Origin of the sequence: Roseateles subflavus, from assembly GCF_030285365.1 — a bacterium.
Taxonomy (GTDB): Bacteria; Pseudomonadota; Gammaproteobacteria; order Burkholderiales; family Burkholderiaceae_C; genus Roseateles_B; species Roseateles_B subflavus.
This window is the reverse complement of sequence record NZ_JASVDS010000011.1, coordinates 39,516-59,574: the sequence shown is the minus strand read 5'-3', so window position 1 is coordinate 59,574 and position 20,059 is coordinate 39,516. Positions and strand designations below refer to the sequence as shown.

Here is a 20,059-nt window from a genome sequence, read left to right as displayed (position 1 = left end):
GAAGGCTACAAGGGCGTGACGGGCACGATCAGCTTCGACGGCAAGGGCGACATCAAGAACGGCGCCCTGACGCTGTACACCTACAAGGGCGGTGCCCGCGAGCAGATCGCGGTCGTGCGCTGACGTCTCCCCGCCGGGGGAGTGACCCGGCAATCTCACGCGGAAATGTTGGAGCCGCCGCCGTTGGGGTCAGGTCTTGCCTGATGCCGCGGCGGCGGTGTCCATTGGGGCGCCGGGTCAGCCGAGGCGGGATGCCTGAGCCTGCCGGCGCGCCGCGGCGACGGCCGCCAGCGCCGGCAGCAGGTCCTTCCAGGCGGCGGGATCGAAGCCCGGCGGGCAGCGCAGGGCGGCGGCCGTGATCTGCGGCAGCGGTCCCTTGCTCGCAAAGACGATGGTGTTGCTGCAGTCCTCGTCGCCCAGGGCCAGCACCTCGCCATCAAAGCTGCGCTCGATGCGGGACAGGTACAGGCTGAAGTCCGTGTGGCCGGTGTGCAGGTTCACCACCAGCAGGCCGCCGGGCTGGAGCGCGTCCCGGCAGTCGTCGTAGAACTGCTGCGAGCACAGGGCCGGTGGCTGGCCGTCGTAGTCGAAGCCATCGACCATCAGCACGTCCAGCGGATAGGGCGCGAAGCGCACGAACTCGGCGCCGTCGCCGAGCACCACCCGGAAGCGCGCGTCGTCCTCGGGCACCTGGAATTCGTGCCGCAGCGCCAGCACATGCGGGTTGATTTCCACGACCTTGAGGCGGGTGCGCGGCAGCTGCCGGTGGCAGAACTTGGCCAGCGAGCCCCCGCCGAGACCGATCATCGCCAGCGTCGCCGGCTGCGGCTTGAAGAGCAGCACGCCCATCATGGTGCGCGTGTAGGCCAGGGCCAGCGCGTGCGGTGCCAGGAGGTTCATCGTGCTCTGGATCTCGTCCATGCAGAAGTGCAGGGACTTGCTGTCTAGGGTCTCGCGGACGTAGGGCTTGACGTGCTGGGTGCCGTCGGCATCTTCCAGGGGGAAGAAGGAATCGTGGTGGGGCATGGGCAGGGGACGGGACGGCTGGCGATGGCCCTCGCGGGCAGGAACGGCGTCCATTGTCGCCGGGGTGGGCCGTTCAGAAGATCGAGCGCCCCGTGAGTGTCGTCAGCCACTCGAGCGCGGCCACGCCGGCCAGCGAGTTGCCGTTGGCGTCGAGCCCGGGCGACCACACGCAGATGCCGCACAGGTTGGGGATCAGCGCGACAATTCCGCCCCCGACACCGCTCTTGGCCGGCAGCCCCACGCGGAAGGCGAAGTCGCCGGCCGCGTCATAGGTGCCGCAGGTCAGCATCAGCGCATTGAGCCGCTTCGACAGGCTGGGCGTCAGCAGGCGTTCGCCGCTCCAGGGCAACTCCCCGTGATTGGCCAGCAGCAGCATCGAACGGGCGAGATCGACGCAGCTCATCTCGATGGCGCAATGGCTGCAGTAGGCATCGAGGATGCGGTCCACCGGGTTGTGCAGCCGGCCGAAGCTGCGCATGAAATGGGCCATCGCGGCATTGCGGTCGCTGTGCCGGCGCTCCGACTGCGCCACCCGCAGGCTGTAGTCGATGCCCGGGTTGTCGGCCAGCTTGCGCAGCAACTCCACCAGCGCGGTCTCGGGCTGCACGTGCCGCGTGCACAGCACGTCGGTCACGGCCAGCGCGCCGGCGTTGATGAAGGGATTGCGCGGCTTGCCGCCCTCGTGCTCCAGTTGCACCAGCGAGTTGAAGGGCGTGCCGGATGGCTCCCGGCCCACGCGCTCCCACAGGGCGTCTCCCTCATGCTGCAGGGCCTTGAGCAGCGCGAACAGCTTGGAGATGCTCTGGATGGAAAAACGCTCCCGCGCGTGACCGACTTCCCAGACCTCGCCGCCGATGCCCACGATGGCCATGCCGAAGCGCTCGCGCGGCACGCCGGCCAGCTCCGGGATGTAGCTCGCGACCTGGCCCTGGCCAAGCAGCGGCTGGACCCGGGCGGCAATCTCCTGCAGCGCGGCGTCGAAGTCGGGGCGGGGCGGGGCGGGGGTGCGGCTCATGGCGGCATGCTAGCGCCGCCGGGGGCTGGATCGCTCCGTCTGTGGCGTCCGCCCGCCAACCCATCCTTCCGATCTGGTGATCGCAGGCTTGCCGCGTGCGGCACGGTTCACCGGCCCACGCCCCCCGGGAGTCGCCCGGGTGTCGCCCGGGGGCCGATCAAGGCGCCACGAAGCTCTCCTTGCCCGCCTTGCGCTCTTCTTCGGCCAACCGCACATCGGCCTCGTCCACCACGTCGTCGTGGTTGCGGTCGTGCAGCTGGAACATGCGCAGGCCCGCGGCCTGGAACTCCTCGCGGGTGATGCTGCCGCTGCGGTCGGTGTCGAGCACACCGAACCGGACCTTGGCCTGGCGCATCTGGCGCTGCAACTCCTCGTGCCGCTTCTCCGGATCGACGATCTTGCCGACGCGCTGCATCAGGCGGCCTTCGAACTCGCCGAGGTATTCGGTTTCGCTCAGCAGGCCGTCGGCGTTGAAGTCGATGCGCGTGAACTCGACCTCGCGGCCCAGCTTCAGTTCTGCCTGCGTGACCTGGCCGTCGCCGTTGAGGTCCTGCTCGCTGATGAAGAGGGCCGTCGAATGGGAGGCGGCCCAGGCCGGGAGCAGGGCGAGGCCGAGGAGCGTCAGGGTCAAGGGATGTTTCATGGTCATGGGCTCAGGGTTGGGGCAGGACTTCGAGCGTGAGCGTGGCGGTGTGGCTCAGCCAGAGGGACGGATTCCCGGGGGCGGGCTGGCGCACGCGCACCTGCAGCAGGTAGAGGCCGGCCGACGCCGGCGTGAAGCGCACCTGGCCGGCGGCATCGCTGCTGTAGTGCTGCTCGGCCGGCTTGTGCGCGGCGTACTGCTGACCATCCGGGATGACGGTGAGGGTCTGTCCCGCCAGGGGCTGGCGGTTCTCCCGGACGCGGACGGTGACGGTCTCGCCGGCATAGATGTCCTGCGGCGGGGTGACGGGATAGATCTCGAGCCCCTCGGTGCTGTAGTCCACGGCGCTCGGGCGGCCCCGGCTGAGGTAGACGTCGGCGCGCGTCAGGCTCTGGACTTCGATGGGCAGGTCCCCGGGCTGCGTTTCGTCGCGGCCTTCGGTGAAGTGCACCTGGCCTTGACGCAGCACGGCCTTGGCCACGCGTCCCTTGCGCACGCCGGAGGACACGAGGTAGGTGCCTTCCGCCAGCAGCGGGACCTCCAGATAGCTGGCGTCCTTCAGCACGGCGGCGGGCGTGAGCGGCTGCCGGCGTCCGTCGGGACCGATCAGGTGGAAGGACTCGGACTTCATCGCCACGTCAGGCCGCAGTCCGCCTTCGGCAAACGAGGCCTCCACGGTGACGTGCTTGCGCTCGGGCTCGGCGCTGAAGGTGTTGGGTTTGAGATAGGGCGAATGCGCCTGGGCGGCAGCGCTCAGCAGGAGCCACGCGGGCCAGGCGGCGGGGTGGAGGCGGGGAAGTCTCATGGGAGATGGCGTGGGTGAGTGGGGAAGGAAGCGGCCCGGCGACGCCGGCCGCACGATCACGACGGGGCTCCGGCAGGGCCTCGGTCAGTGCAGGCTGAAGCGGATCGGGTACTCGATCCAGACGGCGAGGCGCTGCTCGCCCTGCCGCGCAGGTTGGTAAGGGCAGGCCGCCGCGACCCGCCGTGCGGCCTCGTCCAGCAGGCGCCAGCCGCTGGCGGACTGGACCTGCACCTCCGCCGCGCGGCCCGCCTCGTCGACCATGACGCGTACGACCACCCGGCCCTCGATGCCGCGGTCTCGCAGCAGGGCCGGGTAGTGGCGCTCGGCTTGCTGCGCCCTGCAGGCCTGGTGGTCCGGAGGCAGGGTGGCCGGGACCCAGGCTGTCCTTGGCGACGGCGACGGTGACAGCGACGGGGCGGGCACCGACCGGGCCAGGTCCTCCCGCAGGGGCAGCTGCGCCTCGGACGGCTCCTGCGGGCGGTGGTCCGCCTGCGGCAGACGAGCGCTCGTGGCGCTGGCTCTCTCACGCACCACCGGATCCGATACGACCTCGATCGGTTCGATCCGCAGCGGCGTCAGCGGCCTGGGCAGTGGCGGCATCGTCGCGTGCTGGCGATGGGGAGATGCGGCGGCCGGCAGCAGGCGGACCGCCACGGATGGGTGGCCTGGTGGCGCCGCCCGCGGGCCGTGGGGATCGACCAGGCCGCGCCAGGCCCAGAGCGCCAGACCGTGCAGCAGGGCGGTGGCGAGGAGGCCCGGGCGGTTCACGGGCGCGCCCTCCAGGCCGACCGTGGTACTGACCGTGGTGCGCGCCGCACGGCGGAGGTCCGAGGGGTGCGGCCCATGGCTCAGATCTCGGCGCGCAGGGAGACCTGCAACTGGCGGCCCGGTGCCGTGTAGGCATCGAGGAGGGGGCTGTTGGCGGCGATGCCGCGCACATCGCTCCAGCGCCAGTACTTGCGATGGCCGATGTTGTTGACGAAGGCGGCGAGCCGCAGGTCCGGTCGCAGGCGGTAGCTCACGCCCAGATCGAGGACGTCGTGGGCCGGCGGCAGGAAATAGCTCGCGTTGCTGGTGCGGGAGGCCTTCTTGGCGGCGACGTGCTGCCACGCCGCTTGCAGGTCCCAGGCTCCTCGCTCCCAGCGCGCCGCCGCGGTGAAGCGGGCGGGCTGCACGGTGTCCAGCGGGGCCTCGACGCCGGCACGGGTGGTGTCACCCCGCGTGTCGGCCAGCGCGATGCTGAGGGCGAGGCCCTCGGCCGCCTGCCACGCCAGGCGGGCATCCAGCCCCTGGATGCGGGCCTGCGCCAGGTTGACGTACTGGAAGACCAGCGGGTCCGCCGGCGTGCCCTGGCCCTGCACGATCTCCTGGCTGATGAAGTCGCGGTAGCGGTTGCGGTAGGCGCTGAGCTGCCAGCGCACGTCCCGGCCGAGCGTGCCGCGCAGGCCCAGCTCCAGGCTGTTGGCGTGCTCGGGGCGCAGGTCCGGATTGCCGATGCTGCGGTAGCCCTGGGCCGGATTCGCAAAGCCGTTGTTCACCTGGTCGGGCGTCGGGGCGCGGAAGCCCTGGGACCATTGAAGATAGGGCTGCAGCGCCGGCTGCAGACGCCACAGGACGCCCAGGCGCGGCGTCACGGCCTGGTCGGACAGCGACACCACGGCACCGCCGGTGTAGCCCTCGGTGGACGGCTTCAGCGCGTAGTGCTCCAGGCGAAGGCCGGGGATGACGCTGAGCTCGCCCGCCTCGATCTCGTCCTGCACGAAGGCGCCCGCGAGCGTGTAGCGGGTGTCCGGGAAGGGCTTGTTGGGGAAGGTCTCGCCGGCCGGCGGCACCGTGCCGTCGCGCAGCGCGGTGATTCGGTTGCGGCTCAACTCCAGGCCATAGCTCAGACGCTGACCGGGCAGCTGCGTCTGCGCCTGGGTGCTCAGGCCCACGAGCTGCTCGCGGTAGAGGCCGTCTCGGGTGCGGTCGGCGGCCTGGTAGCGGTCCTCGGCGGAGAACTGCCGGGTCTTGCTGTCCTGCGTGTAGACCTGGGTGCGGACCACCTGCACCCAGGGCGCCTCCAGGTCCTCGTAGCGGTGCTCGAAGGACAGCCGCTGGCGGTCCAGCCGGTCCTGCGCCTGCAGGCCGATCACGGCGGTGGCGGGCGTCCTGGCGTCGATGATGGGGACGACAGCGCTGAGCACGTTCGTGTCGGTGCTGCGGCGCCGGGTCTCCAGGGTGGCCAGCAGCGCATGGCGGGCGCTGAGCTGGAACCCCAGCTTTCCCAGCACGCTGCGGGACTTCACGTCGCTCGGGTTGACGGCCGTGCGAGAGGCATTGGGGGACTCGTCGCTGCCCCGCGTCTTGAGGCCGTGACCTTCGCGCGCGACGCCGGCCAGCAGGACCGTCCAGGGGCCGAAGGCGGTCGCGCCGCCCGCGCTGAGCTTGGTCGACCGATCGGCGGTGGCCGCACTGGCCGAGACGAAGCCCGCCTGACGCCGACTGCCCGAGAGGAGGTCCTCCGCGCTCAGCGTGCGCAGCAGGAGTGCGCCGCCCAGGCCGTCGCTGCCGAACTGCGTGGAGGCCGGGCCGCGCAGCACCTCTGCACCCGCCAGCAACTCGGTGTCGAGGTAGTCGACGCGACCACTGGCGAAGGCGCCGAAGCTGAAGCTCTGGGGCAGGCGGATGCCGTCCAGGCTCATCAGCACCTGGTTGCCTTCGAGCCCGCGGATGTTGATGCCCTCGTTGCCAGCGCGGCCTGTCGATGCCCCGGCGGCCGTGAAGCGCGGGGTGCTGGCCCGGACGGCGATGTCGACGTCCTGCTCGAGCAGGTCCTTGAGGTCCCGGGCGTCGCGCTGCTGGAGGCGCTTGCGGTCGTGGACGGTGACGGTGTTGGGCACGGCGTCCGTGCTGCGTGCCGTCCGCGTCGCGCTGATGGTGAGTTCGCCCAGCGGCTGGGTGTCGGCGGAGGCGGGCGCGGAGGGCGCAGGTCCCGGGTCGGCAAGGGCCGTGGACGAGAAAATGGCGGCGAGCGCCAGCGCGACCGGAGTCTTGCGCAGCAGCATGTGCGGGTCCTTCTGAAAAGGCGGCACGGGCTGGCGCGGCAAGCTGGCTTGTGCGATTGAATGGAGGTAGCGGGAGACAGGAAACGGGCGGCTGACGCCCCGGGACCTGGCGCCCGAGCGGCGCGGCCGTTCAGGACAGCGGTCTTGCTCCCATCAGAGGGTCTCATCATGCCACAAATGCGGATGATTCGCATTAACTTGATTGCGGGCGTGCGGATGCCGGACGTTGATGGGCGTTGCTGAATGAATCCGTCAAGCGACGGCATCAAGACGAAGTGCCGTGAGGCTGCGGTACGCTTGCGGCAGGCCTGCCATTCCCGCTGCCTCGCCGCCAGCCACGCCTCCTGCACGACGCGGTGCACCGCCCGTCGTACGACTCGCCGCCATGCCCCGGATGACGCTCCCTTCCCAGGATTGCCCCTCATGACGCCGCCGCATGCCGGGCTGAGCGCCCAGGAGGCCGCGGCGCGTCTTGTGCGCGACGGCCCCAACGAGCTGCCGGCTGCCGGCCGCGAAGGGGCGCTGCGCCTGCTCCTTGATGTCGTGGCGGAACCCATGTTCCTGCTGCTCGTGGCCTGCGGAGGCATCTACCTGGCGCTCGGCGACCGCCAGGAGGCGTCGATGCTGCTGGGCTTCGTGCTCATGGTCATCATGATGACCTTCGTGCAGAAGCGGCGCAGCCAGGCGGCACTGGACGCGCTGCGGGACCTCTCGAGCCCGCGTGCGCTCGTCCTGCGCGATGGCCTGGCGGTCCGCGTGCCGGGCAAGACGCTGGTCGTGGGGGACTGCGTGCTCCTGGCCGAAGGCGACCGCGTGCCGGCGGACCTCGTGCTGGAGGAGGCCAGCTACCTGACCGTGGACGAATCGCTGCTGACGGGCGAATCGCTGCCTGTGCTCAAGGAGGCCTGCGATCCAGGGAGGGGGGAGGTGGCGGAGGACGCCTCCAGCCGGTGCTTCTCGGGTTCCCTGGTGACGCAGGGCACCGGGCGGGGTCGGGTGGTGGCGACGGGCCCGCGCAGCGCGCTCGGCCGCATCGGCGCTTCGCTGGGCGGCATCGCCATGGACGAGACGCCCATCCAGCGGGAGACGGCGCAGGTGGTGCGCCGGGTCGCGCTGATGGGCGCGGCGCTGGCGCTGGTCCTGGCCGTCGGCTGGGCCCTCAGCCGCGGCGACTGGCTTACCGGGCTGCTGGCCGGCCTGACGCTGGCCATGGCCATCCTGCCGGAGGAGCTGCCGGTGGTGCTGACCCTCTTCCTGGGCCTCGGGGCCTGGCGGCTGTCCCGCGAGCGGGTGCTGACGCGGCGCATCCCGGCGGTCGAACTGCTCGGCGCGACCACGCTGCTGTGCGTGGACAAGACGGGCACGCTGACGCGCAACCAGATGGCGGTGCGCCAGCTCTGGGCGGACGGGTGCGGCTTCACGCTGGCCGGCGAGGACCCCAAGGCCATGGCGCATGCCTTCCATCCCGTGCTGGAATACGCCGTGCTGTCCAGCCACCGGCGGGCGTTTGACCCAATGGAATCGGCCATCGGCGCGGCCGGCCAGCACTGGCTGCAAGGCTCGGAGCACCTGCATGCGGACTGGACGCTGGTGTCCGACTATCCCCTGTCGCGCGAGCTGCTGGCGATGTCCCGGGTCTGGCGCTCACCGGACAGCCGTGCGCTGCTGGTGGCGGCCAAGGGCGCGCCGGAGGCGGTCATCGACCTGTGCCATCTGCCCGTCGACCGTCGCGACGTGATCCAGGCGCAGGTCGGCGCGCTGGCCGCGGACGGTCTGCGCGTCCTGGGTGTGGCGCGCGCGGTGTTCGCGTCCGAGCCGCTGCCGCCGCTGCAACACGACTTCGACTTCGAGTTCGTCGGCCTCCTCGCGCTGGAGGACCCGGTCCGTGCGGACGTGCCCGCCGCCATCGCGGAGTGCCTGGGCGCCGGCATCCGTGTGGCCATGATCACGGGCGACCATCCCGCCACGGCGCTGGCCATCGCCCGCCAGGCCGGCCTCGACCTGGCGGGGGGCATCCTGACGGGCCCGGAGCTGGACGCCCTGGACGATGCGGCCCTGGCTCAGCGGCTGAGCCACACGCAGGTGTTCTGCCGGGTCCGGCCGGAGCAGAAGCTGCGCCTGGTGCAGGCCTTCAAGGCGCGGGGCGAGGTGGTGGCCATGACCGGCGACGGCGTCAACGACGCCCCGGCGCTGAAGGCCGCGCACATCGGGATCGCCATGGGCGGGCGGGGCACCGACGTGGCCCGCGAGGCGGCGGACCTCGTGCTGCTCGACGACGACTTCGGTGCGCTCGTCACGACCATCCGCTATGGCCGCCGCGTGTTCGCCAATCTGCGCAAGGCGATCACCTTCGTGCTCGCGGTGCACCTGCCCATCATCGGGCTCGCGCTGCTGCCGCTGCTGACGGGCTGGCCGCTGGTGCTGATGCCGGCGCATGTCCTGTTTCTGCAGCTGGTCATCGATCCGGCCTGTTCCATCGTCTTCGAGGCCGAAGCGCTGGAGCCCGACGCCATGCGGCAGCCGCCGCGCCGGCCGGATGCGCGCCTGTTCGACGGGGCGCTCGTCCGGCTGGGGCTGGCCCAGGGTGTCGGCCTGCTGCTGGCCGTGCTGGCCGCCTACCTGCTGGTGCCCGCGTGGAGCGCGACGCCCGACGCGCCCGAGGTGGGTCGGACCGGCGCCTTCGTGGTGCTGGTGCTGGGCAATCTGGCCCTGATCCAGGCGAATCTGTCGTGGACATCGGGGCCTGGCGCCGCGCGCCCGCGCAACGTCGCCTTTCGTTGGATCGCGGGCGGCACGCTGGCCTTGCTGGCGCTGGTGCTGACGGTGCCCCCCGTGGCGACGCTCTTCAAGCTCGTGCCGCTGCCCGGCGCATCGCTGGCCCTGTGTGCTGCGCTGGCCCTGGGCGCCTGGGCCTGGTGCGCGTGGCGGGTGTCGCGCCACGCGCCTGCACCGCGGGCTGTGCCGGCTCAGTCGTCATCGTCGTGAGCGCGATGCGGGCGGCCATGGGCAGGGCCGCCATGAGGCCCGCCATGCCGGCTGCCTTCCCGCAGGCCGTCGCTCTGCCAGCCGATGCCGGTCGACGGCGAGGGGGTGGGGCCCGGCTGGGTCTGCCACGCCATGAAACCGATCCAGGCCGTCACGAGCGCGGCCGCGAGCCAGGCCCGGTTGGCCTTGACGAGGTCCGGGCCCGGCCCCTCGGCGCGTCCCGTCACCATCGGCTGGGCCAGGTTGCGACGTCGCATCACCGAGAGCAGCGCCATCAGCGCGAGGTGCGCCATCACGAGGGCGAGGGCGGTGTTCGCGAAGAACTCGTGGACCTCCTCGAGCGCGTCTTCCTGGCCCAGCCAGTCGATGTGTCCGGCGTAGCCCGAGAGCACCAGCGGCGCGGCCAAGACGATCAGCAGCAGCATGGCCAGCCCCATGCCGAGCGTGGTGAGCCGGGAGAGATCGGTGCGCCCGGCGAGTGCGCCGCGCAGCCAGTCGCCGAGCCCGGACACCCGGTGCCACAGCATCGACAGGCGGGCCTGACGCGGCCCGAACAGCCCGTAGACGACGCGGAACAGCAGCAGGCCGCCGAAGGCATAGCCCAGGGTCACGTGCACATCGCGCCAGCGCTCGGACTCGGCCGTGAGCCAGGCTCCGGCAAAGCTCAGCGCGAAAAGCCAGTGGAAGGCGCGGGTCGGGGCATCGATCATCAGACGCCCGCGGCGGCCGGCCGCGCGGGGCGAATGGGCCGTCTGCGGTGAATGGGGGGTCGAAGGGCTGGCAGAGTGGTTCATGGCTTGCTCCATGTCGTGGATGTCAGTCGTCCCAGGCCGCACGCTGACGCGGGCTCAGCCCGGCCGGCATGCGCAGGTCGTGTTCGTCGTAGCGCCCCTGCGCGGCGCCTGCATGGCAGGCGGCGCAGTTCGCGGCGGTGCGGACGCTCGGCAGGCGCCAGGTGGCTGCCTCGATGTGGCGGTGCTTGCGCTCGAACCAGGGGCTGCGGGTGATGCGGTCCTCCGGAGGGAGCGCGCCGCGGCGCGTGTCCGCGTGGTCCTGCAGCCAGCGGCTGATGAGGGTCAGGTCTTGCGCATCGAGCGTGGCGTCCGTGCCGAAGTGCCGGTCGAGGCCGCCCATGAGGCGTTGCCAGGACGCCGCCGGCAGCAGGCCAGGGGGGTAGGCCAGATGGCAGGCAGCGCATTCACGCACATAGACGGCGGGCAGCGGCAGGCGTTGCCGAGGGCCCTGTTCGTCGGCCCGGGCAGGTCCTGCCACGCTCGCCACGCTGGCGAGGAGGGCACAGACCAGTCGGCGCAGGCGGATGGGGAAGGGCATGATCGAGGGGGGCATGGGGGCTCCTGGGTTCAGCGCAGCGTTTGCAGCCAGGCCAGGACGTCGGCCTTCTCGGCGGGGGTGCACTCGCGCCGTGCCACGTCCTGGCAGTTCCGGCGGAGCCACTTCTCGACGCGGCGCTCGTCTGTGAAGGCGCGGGGGTTGAAGGCGGGGGCCAAGGGATCCAGGGCCTTGCCGGTGACCGCATGGCGTCCCGCGCCGGTGGGCCTCTCGCCATGGCAGGACGCGCAGGACCACTCGCCGCCGTGCGACCGGGTGAAGAAGGCCTGGCCCCGTTCGGCCTGCCCGGGCGCGTCGGCCCTGGCCTCGTAGCCGCGCTGCAAGTCAGCGGGCGTGGTGGCTTGCGCCGGGGTCCACAGGGTGGCCGCCAGGAAGAGGGGAGCCAGCCGAAGGCGCAGGGGCAGGGCGGGGAGCAACGATCGCATGGGAGGCACCTCGTGAAGGAATGGGCTCATGATCGAGAAGCGCCCTTGAACCGCGCCTGAACCTGCCGTTCATCTGGCGTTCAGACTCGGCGCGGGATACTCACCTCATGAACTCGCCTGTGTTCACCTCCCCCCATGGCGCCGTGGCTGCCCTGGCCCTGTCGACCGCCTTGCTGGCGGGCGCCGTGCCGCTGGCGCGGGCGGACGAGCATCGGGACCACGGTCGGGATCACGACCGCGCTCGGGCGGCGCTGCAGGCCGGCGAGATCCTGTCTCTGCAGCAGGTGCTGGCCCGCGTCCAGCCGCGCTATCCGGGCGAGGTCCTGGCCGTGGAACTCGAACGCGAGGACGGACGCTGGATCTATGAGCTCAAGTTGCTGCAGACCGGCGGGCGCCTGCTGCGTCTGGATGTGGACGCCAAGACGGCGGAGGTCCTGCGCAGCCGCGCCCGCACGGGCCCGGCGGGTCGGCTGCCGGCCTCCACCCCGGGGCAGCAGCCATGAGAGTGCTGCTCGTCGAGGATGACCCCCTGCTGCGCACCCAGCTGGCGCGGGTGCTGGACCAGGCCGGCTATGCGGTGGACCAGGCTGCCGATGGGCAGACCGCGCTGCACCTGGGCGTCACGGAGCCCTACGACGCCGTCGTGCTGGACCTGGGGCTGCCGGTGATGGACGGGCTCACCGTGCTGCAGCGCTGGCGCAGCGGGGGGCAGGTCATGCCGGTGCTCATCCTCACGGCGCGCGACAGCTGGCACGACAAGGTCGCCGGCATTGACGCCGGGGCGGACGACTACCTGGCCAAACCCTTCCATACCGAGGAGCTGCTGGCGCGTCTGCGCGCGCTCGTGCGCCGCGCCCACGGGCTGGCCTCGCCGCTGCTGCAGCATGGGGCGCTCACGCTGGACACGCGCAGCGGCACCGTCACGCAGGGCGGCGTGACGGTGAGCCTCACCGCCCATGAGTACCGCCTGCTGGCCTACCTGATGCACCGGGCCGGCGAGGTGGTGTCCCGCACGGCGTTGATCGAGCACCTGTACGCCCAGGACTTCGACCGCGACTCCAACACCGTCGAGGTCTTCGTGGCGCGCCTGCGCCGCAAGCTGGGCGCGGACCTGATCGAGACCGTCCGCGGCCTGGGCTATCGCCTGGTCGCCGCGCCATGAGCCGCCCCGTCGCTCCCGTGCTGACATCGCTGCGCTCGCTGAAGCAGCGGCTGCTGCTGCTCACGCTCGTGACGGCGGGGCTGACGCTGGTGGCGGCGGGCGTCATGCTCTCGGCGATCTTCCGTGACCACGTGCGGCAGCAGTTCATCGAGCGCCAGAGTGCCGAGCTGGACCAGATCCTGGCGCATCTGGAGGTGGACGCGCAGGGCCGCCCGGTGCTCGACGCTGGCTCGCTGTCGGATCCGCGCTGGACGCGTCCGCGGTCCGGGCTCTACTGGCAGGTCGATGCCGGCGGCCTCGGCGGGCAGGCGGGCCTGCTGCGCTCCCGCTCCTTGTGGGATGAGCAGCTGACGGCGCCGCAGGACCTGCCGGGCGATGGCGAACTGCATGTGCATGAGGTGAGCGGGCCGGGCGAGGTGCCGCTGTTGCTCATCGAGAGACGCCTGCGCCTGGACAGCGCGCCGGTGCCCTGGCGCGTGATGGTGGCGGCCGAGACGGCCCCGCTCGTGCAGGCGGCCGAGCGCTTCAACCGGGCACTCGGCGCGGCCTTGCTGGGCCTGCTTCTGCTGCTCGTGACCGGCGCGCTCCTGCAGGTCGCTGTCGGGCTGGCGCCTCTGGGACGGCTGCGCGAGGCGCTGGCCGCGCTGCGCGACGGTCGGACCCGACACCTCGACGGCCGCTGGCCGGAGGAGGTCCAGCCCCTGGTCGACGACCTCAACGGCGTGCTGGACCGCCAGGCCGCGATGCTGGAGCGCGCGCGGGCCCAGGCCGGCAACCTGGCTCATGCGCTCAAGACGCCGCTCACGGTCATGGCCCAGGGCGCTGCGGCGGCGCAGGCCTCGTCGCCGTCCGCAAACCAGGCCGTGCAGACTCTGGCGCCGCTGGTGAGCGAGCAGGTGCAGCTGGCGCGGCGGCACATCGACTGGCATCTGGCGCGGTCCCGTGCGGCGGCGGCGGTCGGCATCGTGGGGCTGCAGGCGCCGCTGCGCTCCGGGGTGGAGGGGCTGGTCCGGGTCATGCAGCGCGTGCATGCCGCCCGCGGCGTCTCCATGACGGTTGAGGCCGACGCTGACCTCGTCTTCGCCGGCGAGGCCCAGGATCTGCAGGAGATGCTGGGCAACCTCCTGGACAACGCCTGCAAGGCTGCTCGGCAGCGGGTCGTCGTTCACGCGGTCCGGGCGGGGCGGCAGCTGCGGGTGACGGTGGATGACGACGGGCCGGGCATCCCCGCGGACCGTCAGGCCGAGGCGCTGCGGCGCGGCGCACGACTCGATGAATCCACGCCGGGCAGCGGCCTGGGCCTGGCCATCGTGCAGGAGCTGGCCGCGCTGTACGGCGGCTCGTTGGCGCTGGGCAGCAGCGCGCTGGGCGGGCTGCAGGCCACGCTGGTGCTGCCGGCGGCCTGAACGTCATGCGGTCGCCGGCCCCCGGGCGGGCGAAGCGCGCCCGCGACCCGGCCCTTGCGCACTTCCTTTGCCCTGCATCAGCAGAGCGCGAGTCGCCGCTTGCCGGCGCCGCACCGCCGCCTCACCATGGCGTCACGTGAGGACGCGTGTGGAGGTCATCGGCATGGGCACCATTTCCCAGCAACTCTTTCTGGCATCGATGATCGGCGAGCGAGTCGAGCTGCCCCGTTGCGGCACCGCCCTGGAGCTGCCCTGGGTCTATGACGACGTCGCCGAGGACATCTGCGCCCTGGCGAAGTCCGGCAAGGTCGAGGTGCTGGCGCGGCAGGTGCAGCAGGTCCAGGGGGAGCCCTTGATCACGCATCTGGCCTTCCGCCGGCTGGGCTGATGTAAGCGAGCCGCCGTGAAGCCTTGGCTCCGGTTGGCGGTCCTCCTTCGAGGCAGGCGGGCGGCCCGGCGAGTCGGGCGTCCTCCTCTACACTCCCGACCATGAGCAAGTTCCTGCGGATCGTGTGGGCCTGGTGCCTGGCCATGGCGCTGCCCCTCCAGGGCTACGCCGCGCAGGCCATGCCCTGCGTGCCGGCGATCCCTGTCGGCAGCGCCATCGCGGCTCAGCTGGAGCGGGCCGCTCAGGCCGCGGCTGCCACCGCCGAGGCGGACTGCCACGGCGCGGCCGGCATCAGCGCGCGCTGCCCCCTGGGTGACTCCGCCGCCCAGGATCATGGCTCGCAGGCCTGCCACTGCAGTGCTGGCGCCTCCTGCTGCGGGGCTCTGGCGATCATGGGCGGCCTGGTGAGCATCCCGCTCGTGCCGCCCGGCCGGCTGGAGGTCCCGACCGTGCCTGTCATCCGCGATCGCGTCATGGTGAGCGGGCTGGAACGGCCGCCTCGAAGCGCCACGCGCTGACGGGTCCGGCCTTGGCGCACGCCTGCGCCGGCCGCCAGGGCTTCCTGCGGGAAGCCGGCACCCGTCGCCTGAGACGCCTGACTGATGCCACGCGCCGCGCCTGCATGCGTCGTGAGACGACGCTCCCGCCCGCGGGCGCCGCGACTTCCACTCGGACCCCCGAAGGAACGCCCCATGAAATCCAGATCCCTTCCCTTCCTCCCCGCGCTGGTGTTGGCGACGCTCGCCAGCGCCGCGCACGCCAGCGGCAATCACGCGGCCGACGTCGGCAAGCCCGGTGTCGCGGCCCAGGCCACCCGCCGCGTGCAGGTCGACATGAGCGACGCCATGCGCTTCACGCCGTCGAGCATCGACGTGAAGCAGGGCGAGACCGTCCGCCTCGTCGTGACGAATTCCGGCCGGCTGCCGCACGAGCTGGTGATCGGCTCGGCCCAGGACCTCAAGGCCCACGAGATGCAGATGAAGCAGCACCCGGGCATGGTGCACGCCGACGAGAACCTGGTCAGTGTGGCGCCTGGCCAGACCGGCGAACTGGTGTGGCAGTTCACCCGGGCCGGCAGGATCGAGTTCGCCTGCCTGCAACCGGGCCACTTCGATGCCGGGATGAAAGGCGCCTTCCATGTAGCCGGCAAGCCGGCGAAGGCCGCAAAGGATGACCATGCCGATCACTCGCATTGAGCCCCGCGCCGGACGGTCCCGGCGGCAGATCCTGTCCGGTGGTGCCGCATGGGCGCTGGCCGCCACGCTGGGCCTTCCACGCATCGCCCGCAGTGCGCCGGCCACGCCGGCCGCCCCAGGTCCGCAGATCCAGATCTGGAAGGGCCCGGCCTGCGGCTGCTGCAAGGACTGGATCCGCCACCTGGAGACCCAGGGCTTCCGGGTGGCGGCCGTCCACGACAGCGGCAACACCGAGGCCCGCCAGCGCCTGGGCATCGATCTGCGCTACGGCTCCTGCCACACGGCGTGGGTCGGCGGCTATGCCATCGAAGGCCATGTGCCCGCGCGGGAGATCCTGCGCCTGTTGCGCGAACGGCCGAAGGCCATTGGCCTTGCCGTGCCGGCCATGCCGCTGGGATCGCCGGGGATGGACGGCCCCGAGTACCCACGCAAGGACCCGTACGACGTGCTGCTGATCGCCCCCGATGGCAGTGCCCGCGTCTATCAAAGCTACCGTTGAAGGAGGAACGCATGCAAACATTCAAGACCGCGGCATCCCTGGCCGCGCTCACCCTTGGTGCCCTCGCGGGCGCGGCCCAGGGCCAAGCGAAGATGCCCGCTCAGACGCCGGGCGCCGGGGCCTCGTCGCCGGTGCCCGCCGTGGAGCTGACGGAGGGCGAGATCCGCAAGATCGACAAGGACCAGCGCAAGCTCACCCTGCGCCACGGCGAGATCAAGCACCTGCAGATGCCGGGCATGACCATGGTGTTCCAGGTCCGGGATCCGGCGATGCTCGAGCAGGTGAAGGTGGGTGACAAGGTCCGCTTCAGGGTCGAGCGGGGCCCGACGGGCCTTGTCGTGACCGATCTGCAGCCGGCAGGGGGCTGAAGCGGCGGGTGCCAGGCGGACCGGTTGTCGCATCGTCGCGGCCCCGGTCAGCCCGGCAGTGCCGCCAGCGCGCTGGCGCTCCACGGTGCGGAGCCTGGCTCCCTCGCGTGAGCACGCGGCCGGTGGCGGCGGACCCGCCATCCGCCGAGCCGCTCGAACATCGCGGCGCCGAGCTCGTGCGCGGGCGCGGGCTCACCCGCAGGCTGGTCGGTGAAGCGGGGCGCAGCGGTCCCTCCGCTCGAGTGACCGTCCCCGGAAACCGGCCTGCACCGGGCTGCCGCGTTGAGGCACGACACCTGCGCTGGTCTGAACGACATCCGGCGATCCGGGACGCTCAGCAATTGCGCGAATGCCAGCGAGGCACGGGCTCAGCCCGCTTTCACCGCCGGCACGCGATCTGAGCTGCGACTCGGGGCCTCCGCGCTTGTCGTGAGGGTCTTCATTGCCAATTCGGTGCGATTCGAAACACCCGTCTTGCGAAAGACCGCGTGAATCTGGTTGCGGACCGTGTTGGGACTGGAGCCCAGCTGCTTGGCAATCTGCTTGTTGCTCAAGCCGTCAGCCACGAGCTTGAGAATCTCCAGCTCGCGTGAGGTGAACTGGTACCAGTCCAGGTCCTGGGTCGCAGCATCCACCGATGCGGCCGGGGGCTTCGCAGCGGGAAGGTCGTCCCAGATCGATTGGGCGGTGGCCACGAATTCCTTGGCCAGGCGCTTCACGAATTCAGCGTCGGCCCACGGCTTCGTGGCACTGAAGACGACGAAGAGCAGGCGATCGTGGTCGATGGGGCTGGCATGAATGGCGAACCGCCGTCCGTGGCGGGGCTCCATGAGAAGCATTTTTCGGCCAACGCATCCGCAATGGCCCAGATCGATCAGCGTCGGCGTCTGCATGGCGCTCCAGATGGCGATCAGGGACGCACAGTGGCTCTGGAGCGTCTTCGGCTCCTCGTGAATCTCGCCACTCAAGAACAGGATCTCCTCGATCCGTACGGCGTCCTGACTCTTGTTCGAGAGGCCTGCGGCGAAGCAGTCGATGTCCAGCGGGGCCAGCTCGGTGCTGACCAGTTGCTGCGCCAGCGCAGCCCACGCCTTGTCCTGCTCGTCTCCCATGATCCGCCTCGTACCTGCCTCTTATGGATGTGCGGCCTTGATACAGGGCCACTGCAAAATCTAGGTAGAAACTATACGAGACAACGGCGGAACTGGGCCGGCACCGGGGTGTGCCCCCCCTAATGTCAATGTTTTCAGTTGTTGGCGCCGGTTCAGGCGATGCGGGACTTGGGTGAGCTCAGTTCCCGCCATGCCCGGATGCCTGCCGCGCGCCGGATGCTGGCCCACGTGCCCTTGTAGTAGGGGACGACATGTCGGTCGACCCAGGGCGTGACGACATCCCCCGCCGTACCGCGCTTCTGGCCAAAGGTCATGAAGGTCTGACCGGGTTTGGCAGTCGGCTCGAGGCGCACGAGCGCAAACGTGCTGCCGTGGTCATTGAACACTTCGGCGATGTCGCCTCCCTGGAGGCCCAGCGAGCTTGCATCCGCAGGACTCATCTCCAGCAGGGCCGCTGGCATGCGCTCATCCCAGGACGGCTGATGCTGATCGTGATAGCCGGTCTGCCACACCTCGTTGGTTCGGCCGTTGTTGATCCAGAAGCGATGCTTGGACTGCTGAGCCGTGACCATGTCAGGCCATCCGTTCCATGCAGCCGTCAGGAACGTCGCCCTGCCGTCGGCGGTGCTGAACCGTTCGTCCTCGTAGAGCATCTCCGTGCCGATGAGCTTGTCGCCTTCGGCGCGCTGGATCGGCAGCTGGACGCCGTTGTTGCCGGCGAGCCGCAAGCGGTGATATGTCGCGAGATGGCCCGTCTCGCCACCCTGCGAGTCGATGGGAGGGGCTCCCGGTGTGCCGGCGCGACGGAACCCATCATTGAAGGCATCCTCTTCCGTCACCCAGTCGAAGCCGGCAAACCGGGCGGCCAGTTCGTGCCGACCCGACTCGCGGTAGAGCGCCTGCAGCGTCCGGGCGATCCGCGCGGCGATCAGGCAGTCCGGAAGTGCCTCGCCCGGGGGATCCATGAAGCGCTCGGTCAAGCGGAGCCGGCGCTCGCCATTCATGCTGGTGAGATTCATCTCTCCAGGCTGTGCGGCGGGCAACATGAGGTGTGCAGCCTCCGAGAGCGGGTCGGCATACAGGTTGATGCTGACCAGGAACAAGCCGCCTCGCGTCCTGCACGCATCAAAGGCGATGTCGGCCAGCTCCTTGATCGAGGCCCCTCGCGCTGCATCAAGGGCCTCGGAGACGATGCGTGAACGACGGACCAACGCTGCGCGATGCGCTTGTGCGTTCAGGGTGGACTGGAAGGGATTGGTTCCCCAGACCGTGTAGATCAAGCCCTTTCCGTGGAGCAGCTCCTGGTCAACGTAGATCTGCCGATCACCGGGGTAGGGCGGGCGGGTGTAGCCCTCCTGATGGCCGCCCATCCGGCATACCCCCGTGCCACGCCGTCCCACGTTGTGGGTGGCCAGCGCCAGGTTGACCAGCGCACTCTGGATCCTGTAGTTGTCGTTGCCCCAGATGATGCCCTTCTCGTAGGCATGGAAGGTACGGGGGCGGGCCAGGCCGGCCTTGGGGCGATAGGCCCATTCGGCGGCCTGGACCAGCTTCGCTTCGGGAATGCCCGTGATGCGGGCCCCCTCCGCCAGGGGCATGCGAGCCGCGACCATGGCCTGGTCGAAGCCCTTGGTGGCTCTCGCAATGAAGGCCGTGTCATGCCAGCCCTGGTCCACCACGTAGGTGAGAAGGGTGTTGAAAAGGGCGGTGTCCGTGCCCGGCCTGATATCCAGGTGGAGGACACGATCCTTGCCCGCCACCTGCTCGGCAACGGCCACCGTCTTTGTCCGGCGAGGGTCGACGATGATGACCCGGGTCGGCGGACAGGATTCGCCCGGGAAGCGCGCGGCGCGCTTGCCTGCGGTGCTGCCGTTCAGATTCGGGATCCAGTGATTGAGGAAATAGTTCGTCTGCGTTTCGTAAGGATTGCAGCCGATCGCGAACAGGCAGTCCGCCAACTGGGCGTCTTCGTAGCTGTTGTTCAGCTCTGCGATGCCCATGTCGCGCGTCGCGTGGCATTCGGAGTTGTAGGCCGGCCGGTTGTGGATGCGGACCATGGGGGTCCGAAGCGCCGAGAACATCAGCTTGCCTGTCCCCCATGTGTTCTCGAAGCCGCCCCCGGCGCCGCCGTGATCGAAACAGTCGAAGAACAAGCCATCCGGGCCGACTTCGTCGAGAACGCGCTGGGTGAATCGCGCATACAGCTCGAGCGCCTGCTCCCAGTCGAGGTCCATCCAGCGTCCGTGGCGTTGCAGGCGAGGGTGCTTCAGCCGGTCGCGCGTGAGGCCCTCGGGGCTGTAGGTGTACTGCCCCATCTTTGCCCCGCGGTGCGAAGACAGACCGGCATTCACGACGCATCCGCGGTCGGGAACGATCAGGACGTGGGATCGCTTGCCTCGAGGGTCCACGATGACTTGCGCCATCGTGTCGGAGATGGAGGCGCTCAGGGCCGGCAGTCCTTGGCGGAAGTCCAGGCCGAGTGCATTTTCCTGAGGCGCCGGGCCCCCCTTCCGGCCTTCATCCCATTTGTAGACGTGGTAGCCGCAACCGACGATGCAGAAGTGGCAGGTCATCTGCGTGCGCTGGGCACCGACAGGTGGGAGCGTCGTGGTCAAGTGCTTCATGCGTAGGT

The 20,059-nt window shown here is 70.5% G+C and carries 20 protein-coding genes and 1 pseudogene; 10 read left to right on the top strand and 11 right to left on the bottom strand.

The features are described from left to right. Window positions 1-123: pseudogene (locus QRD43_RS22545) on the top strand (branched-chain amino acid ABC transporter substrate-binding protein); the annotation flags it as partial. A 114-nt stretch (window positions 124-237) separates the two neighbouring features. Here QRD43_RS22545 and QRD43_RS22540 read toward each other — a convergent pair. The 6 genes from QRD43_RS22540 to QRD43_RS22515 form a co-directional block, all read right to left on the bottom strand. After that, window positions 238-1,026: a spermine/spermidine synthase domain-containing protein gene (locus tag QRD43_RS22540; protein ID WP_285984773.1), complete on the bottom strand. Its 789-nt coding sequence runs from the start codon at window positions 1,024-1,026 to the stop codon at window positions 238-240. Between the two features lie 73 nt (window positions 1,027-1,099). Further along, on the bottom strand, window positions 1,100-2,041 hold the full coding sequence (locus QRD43_RS22535) for a glutaminase (protein ID WP_285984772.1): 942 nt from the start codon (window positions 2,039-2,041) through the stop codon (window positions 1,100-1,102). Window positions 2,042-2,198: 157 nt separating this feature from the next. Beyond that, on the bottom strand, window positions 2,199-2,684 hold the full coding sequence (locus QRD43_RS22530; protein ID WP_285984771.1) for an EF-hand domain-containing protein: 486 nt from the start codon (window positions 2,682-2,684) through the stop codon (window positions 2,199-2,201). Window positions 2,685-2,694: 10 nt separating this feature from the next. Continuing rightward, window positions 2,695-3,489: a DUF4198 domain-containing protein gene (locus QRD43_RS22525; RefSeq protein ID WP_285984770.1), complete on the bottom strand. Its 795-nt coding sequence runs from the start codon at window positions 3,487-3,489 to the stop codon at window positions 2,695-2,697. A gap of 84 nt (window positions 3,490-3,573) precedes the next feature. After that, window positions 3,574-4,257 carry an energy transducer TonB gene (locus QRD43_RS22520; RefSeq protein WP_285984769.1) on the bottom strand — a complete coding sequence of 228 codons (684 nt, stop codon included), beginning with the start codon at window positions 4,255-4,257 and terminating at the stop codon, window positions 3,574-3,576. A gap of 80 nt (window positions 4,258-4,337) precedes the next feature. Further along, window positions 4,338-6,536: a TonB-dependent hemoglobin/transferrin/lactoferrin family receptor gene (locus QRD43_RS22515; protein WP_285984768.1), complete on the bottom strand. Its 2,199-nt coding sequence runs from the start codon at window positions 6,534-6,536 to the stop codon at window positions 4,338-4,340. Between the two features lie 423 nt (window positions 6,537-6,959). On the opposite strand from QRD43_RS22515, the gene QRD43_RS22510 reads away from it, so the two are divergent. Next, window positions 6,960-9,521, top strand: coding sequence for a cation-translocating P-type ATPase (locus QRD43_RS22510; protein ID WP_285984767.1), 2,562 nt, complete (start codon window positions 6,960-6,962; stop codon window positions 9,519-9,521). Here QRD43_RS22510 and QRD43_RS22505 read toward each other — a convergent pair. Genes QRD43_RS22505 through QRD43_RS22495 form a run of 3 tightly spaced genes read right to left on the bottom strand, consistent with a single transcriptional unit; the run spans window position 9,503 to window position 11,296 of the window. Further along, window positions 9,503-10,315, bottom strand: coding sequence for a cytochrome b/b6 domain-containing protein (locus tag QRD43_RS22505; RefSeq protein ID WP_285984766.1), 813 nt, complete (start codon window positions 10,313-10,315; stop codon window positions 9,503-9,505). The genes QRD43_RS22510 and QRD43_RS22505 overlap by 19 nt on opposite strands. Window positions 10,316-10,337: 22 nt before the next feature. Then, window positions 10,338-10,868, bottom strand: coding sequence for a diheme cytochrome c (locus QRD43_RS22500; protein WP_285984765.1), 531 nt, complete (start codon window positions 10,866-10,868; stop codon window positions 10,338-10,340). Window positions 10,869-10,882: 14 nt separating this feature from the next. After that, a complete protein-coding gene (locus QRD43_RS22495) occupies window positions 10,883-11,296 on the bottom strand; it encodes a DUF1924 domain-containing protein (RefSeq protein ID WP_285984764.1) in 414 nt (137 codons plus the stop codon). A gap of 107 nt (window positions 11,297-11,403) precedes the next feature. Here QRD43_RS22495 and QRD43_RS22490 point away from each other — a divergent pair, with 107 nt between their 5' ends. From QRD43_RS22490 to QRD43_RS22455, 8 genes are all read left to right on the top strand, one after another. Then, window positions 11,404-11,799: a PepSY domain-containing protein gene (locus QRD43_RS22490; protein WP_285984763.1), complete on the top strand. Its 396-nt coding sequence runs from the start codon at window positions 11,404-11,406 to the stop codon at window positions 11,797-11,799. Continuing rightward, entirely contained in the window at window positions 11,796-12,458 is a 663-nt protein-coding gene (locus QRD43_RS22485; protein WP_285984762.1) for a response regulator, read from the top strand. The genes QRD43_RS22490 and QRD43_RS22485 overlap by 4 nt, the downstream gene beginning before the upstream one ends. Then, a complete protein-coding gene (locus tag QRD43_RS22480; protein ID WP_285984761.1) occupies window positions 12,455-13,864 on the top strand; it encodes a sensor histidine kinase in 1,410 nt (469 codons plus the stop codon). The genes QRD43_RS22485 and QRD43_RS22480 overlap by 4 nt, the downstream gene beginning before the upstream one ends. A gap of 163 nt (window positions 13,865-14,027) precedes the next feature. Further along, window positions 14,028-14,252, top strand: coding sequence for a hypothetical protein (locus tag QRD43_RS22475; protein WP_285984760.1), 225 nt, complete (start codon window positions 14,028-14,030; stop codon window positions 14,250-14,252). Between the two features lie 101 nt (window positions 14,253-14,353). After that, window positions 14,354-14,770: a hypothetical protein gene (locus tag QRD43_RS22470; protein ID WP_285984759.1), complete on the top strand. Its 417-nt coding sequence runs from the start codon at window positions 14,354-14,356 to the stop codon at window positions 14,768-14,770. Between the two features lie 174 nt (window positions 14,771-14,944). Further along, the gene (locus QRD43_RS22465; RefSeq protein ID WP_285984758.1) at window positions 14,945-15,448 is read left to right on the top strand and encodes a cupredoxin domain-containing protein; all 504 of its coding nucleotides are present in this window, start codon (window positions 14,945-14,947) and stop codon (window positions 15,446-15,448) included. Beyond that, complete coding sequence (locus QRD43_RS22460; protein WP_285984757.1) at window positions 15,429-15,947, top strand: DUF411 domain-containing protein; 519 nt, start codon at window positions 15,429-15,431, stop codon at window positions 15,945-15,947. Before QRD43_RS22465 ends, QRD43_RS22460 begins: the two co-directional genes overlap by 20 nt. An 11-nt stretch (window positions 15,948-15,958) precedes the next feature. Further along, a complete protein-coding gene (locus tag QRD43_RS22455; RefSeq protein WP_285984756.1) occupies window positions 15,959-16,315 on the top strand; it encodes a copper-binding protein in 357 nt (118 codons plus the stop codon). A gap of 368 nt (window positions 16,316-16,683) precedes the next feature. Here QRD43_RS22455 and QRD43_RS22450 read toward each other — a convergent pair whose 3' ends face one another. Together QRD43_RS22450 and QRD43_RS22445 are read right to left on the bottom strand one after the other, a co-directional pair. Beyond that, complete coding sequence (locus QRD43_RS22450) at window positions 16,684-17,427, bottom strand: helix-turn-helix transcriptional regulator (RefSeq protein WP_285984755.1); 744 nt, start codon at window positions 17,425-17,427, stop codon at window positions 16,684-16,686. 152 nt (window positions 17,428-17,579) lie between these two features. After that, complete coding sequence (locus QRD43_RS22445; RefSeq protein WP_285984754.1) at window positions 17,580-20,051, bottom strand: arsenate reductase (azurin) large subunit; 2,472 nt, start codon at window positions 20,049-20,051, stop codon at window positions 17,580-17,582. Between the last annotated feature and the right edge of the window lie 8 nt (window positions 20,052-20,059).

What these genes read in the sequence shown, in the direction of transcription:
- QRD43_RS22460 (WP_285984757.1), top strand. Translation starts at nt 15,429, where the DNA reads ATGCCGATCACTCGCATTGAGCCCCGCGCCGGACGGTCCCGGCGGCAG.
- QRD43_RS22535 (WP_285984772.1), bottom strand. Translation starts at nt 2,041, where the DNA reads ATGAGCCGCACCCCCGCCCCGCCCCGCCCCGACTTCGACGCCGCGCTG.
- QRD43_RS22510 (WP_285984767.1), top strand. Translation starts at nt 6,960, where the DNA reads ATGACGCCGCCGCATGCCGGGCTGAGCGCCCAGGAGGCCGCGGCGCGT.
- QRD43_RS22485 (WP_285984762.1), top strand. Translation starts at nt 11,796, where the DNA reads ATGAGAGTGCTGCTCGTCGAGGATGACCCCCTGCTGCGCACCCAGCTG.
- QRD43_RS22465 (WP_285984758.1), top strand. Translation starts at nt 14,945, where the DNA reads ATGAAATCCAGATCCCTTCCCTTCCTCCCCGCGCTGGTGTTGGCGACG.
- QRD43_RS22500 (WP_285984765.1), bottom strand. Translation starts at nt 10,868, where the DNA reads ATGCCCCCCTCGATCATGCCCTTCCCCATCCGCCTGCGCCGACTGGTC.
- QRD43_RS22490 (WP_285984763.1), top strand. Translation starts at nt 11,404, where the DNA reads ATGAACTCGCCTGTGTTCACCTCCCCCCATGGCGCCGTGGCTGCCCTG.
- QRD43_RS22515 (WP_285984768.1), bottom strand. Translation starts at nt 6,536, where the DNA reads ATGCTGCTGCGCAAGACTCCGGTCGCGCTGGCGCTCGCCGCCATTTTC.
- QRD43_RS22470 (WP_285984759.1), top strand. Translation starts at nt 14,354, where the DNA reads ATGAGCAAGTTCCTGCGGATCGTGTGGGCCTGGTGCCTGGCCATGGCG.
- QRD43_RS22475 (WP_285984760.1), top strand. Translation starts at nt 14,028, where the DNA reads ATGGGCACCATTTCCCAGCAACTCTTTCTGGCATCGATGATCGGCGAG.
- QRD43_RS22525 (WP_285984770.1), bottom strand. Translation starts at nt 3,489, where the DNA reads ATGAGACTTCCCCGCCTCCACCCCGCCGCCTGGCCCGCGTGGCTCCTG.
- QRD43_RS22530 (WP_285984771.1), bottom strand. Translation starts at nt 2,684, where the DNA reads ATGAAACATCCCTTGACCCTGACGCTCCTCGGCCTCGCCCTGCTCCCG.
- QRD43_RS22455 (WP_285984756.1), top strand. Translation starts at nt 15,959, where the DNA reads ATGCAAACATTCAAGACCGCGGCATCCCTGGCCGCGCTCACCCTTGGT.
- QRD43_RS22505 (WP_285984766.1), bottom strand. Translation starts at nt 10,315, where the DNA reads ATGAACCACTCTGCCAGCCCTTCGACCCCCCATTCACCGCAGACGGCC.
- QRD43_RS22445 (WP_285984754.1), bottom strand. Translation starts at nt 20,051, where the DNA reads ATGAAGCACTTGACCACGACGCTCCCACCTGTCGGTGCCCAGCGCACG.
- QRD43_RS22480 (WP_285984761.1), top strand. Translation starts at nt 12,455, where the DNA reads ATGAGCCGCCCCGTCGCTCCCGTGCTGACATCGCTGCGCTCGCTGAAG.
- QRD43_RS22495 (WP_285984764.1), bottom strand. Translation starts at nt 11,296, where the DNA reads ATGCGATCGTTGCTCCCCGCCCTGCCCCTGCGCCTTCGGCTGGCTCCC.
- QRD43_RS22540 (WP_285984773.1), bottom strand. Translation starts at nt 1,026, where the DNA reads ATGCCCCACCACGATTCCTTCTTCCCCCTGGAAGATGCCGACGGCACC.
- QRD43_RS22450 (WP_285984755.1), bottom strand. Translation starts at nt 17,427, where the DNA reads ATGGGAGACGAGCAGGACAAGGCGTGGGCTGCGCTGGCGCAGCAACTG.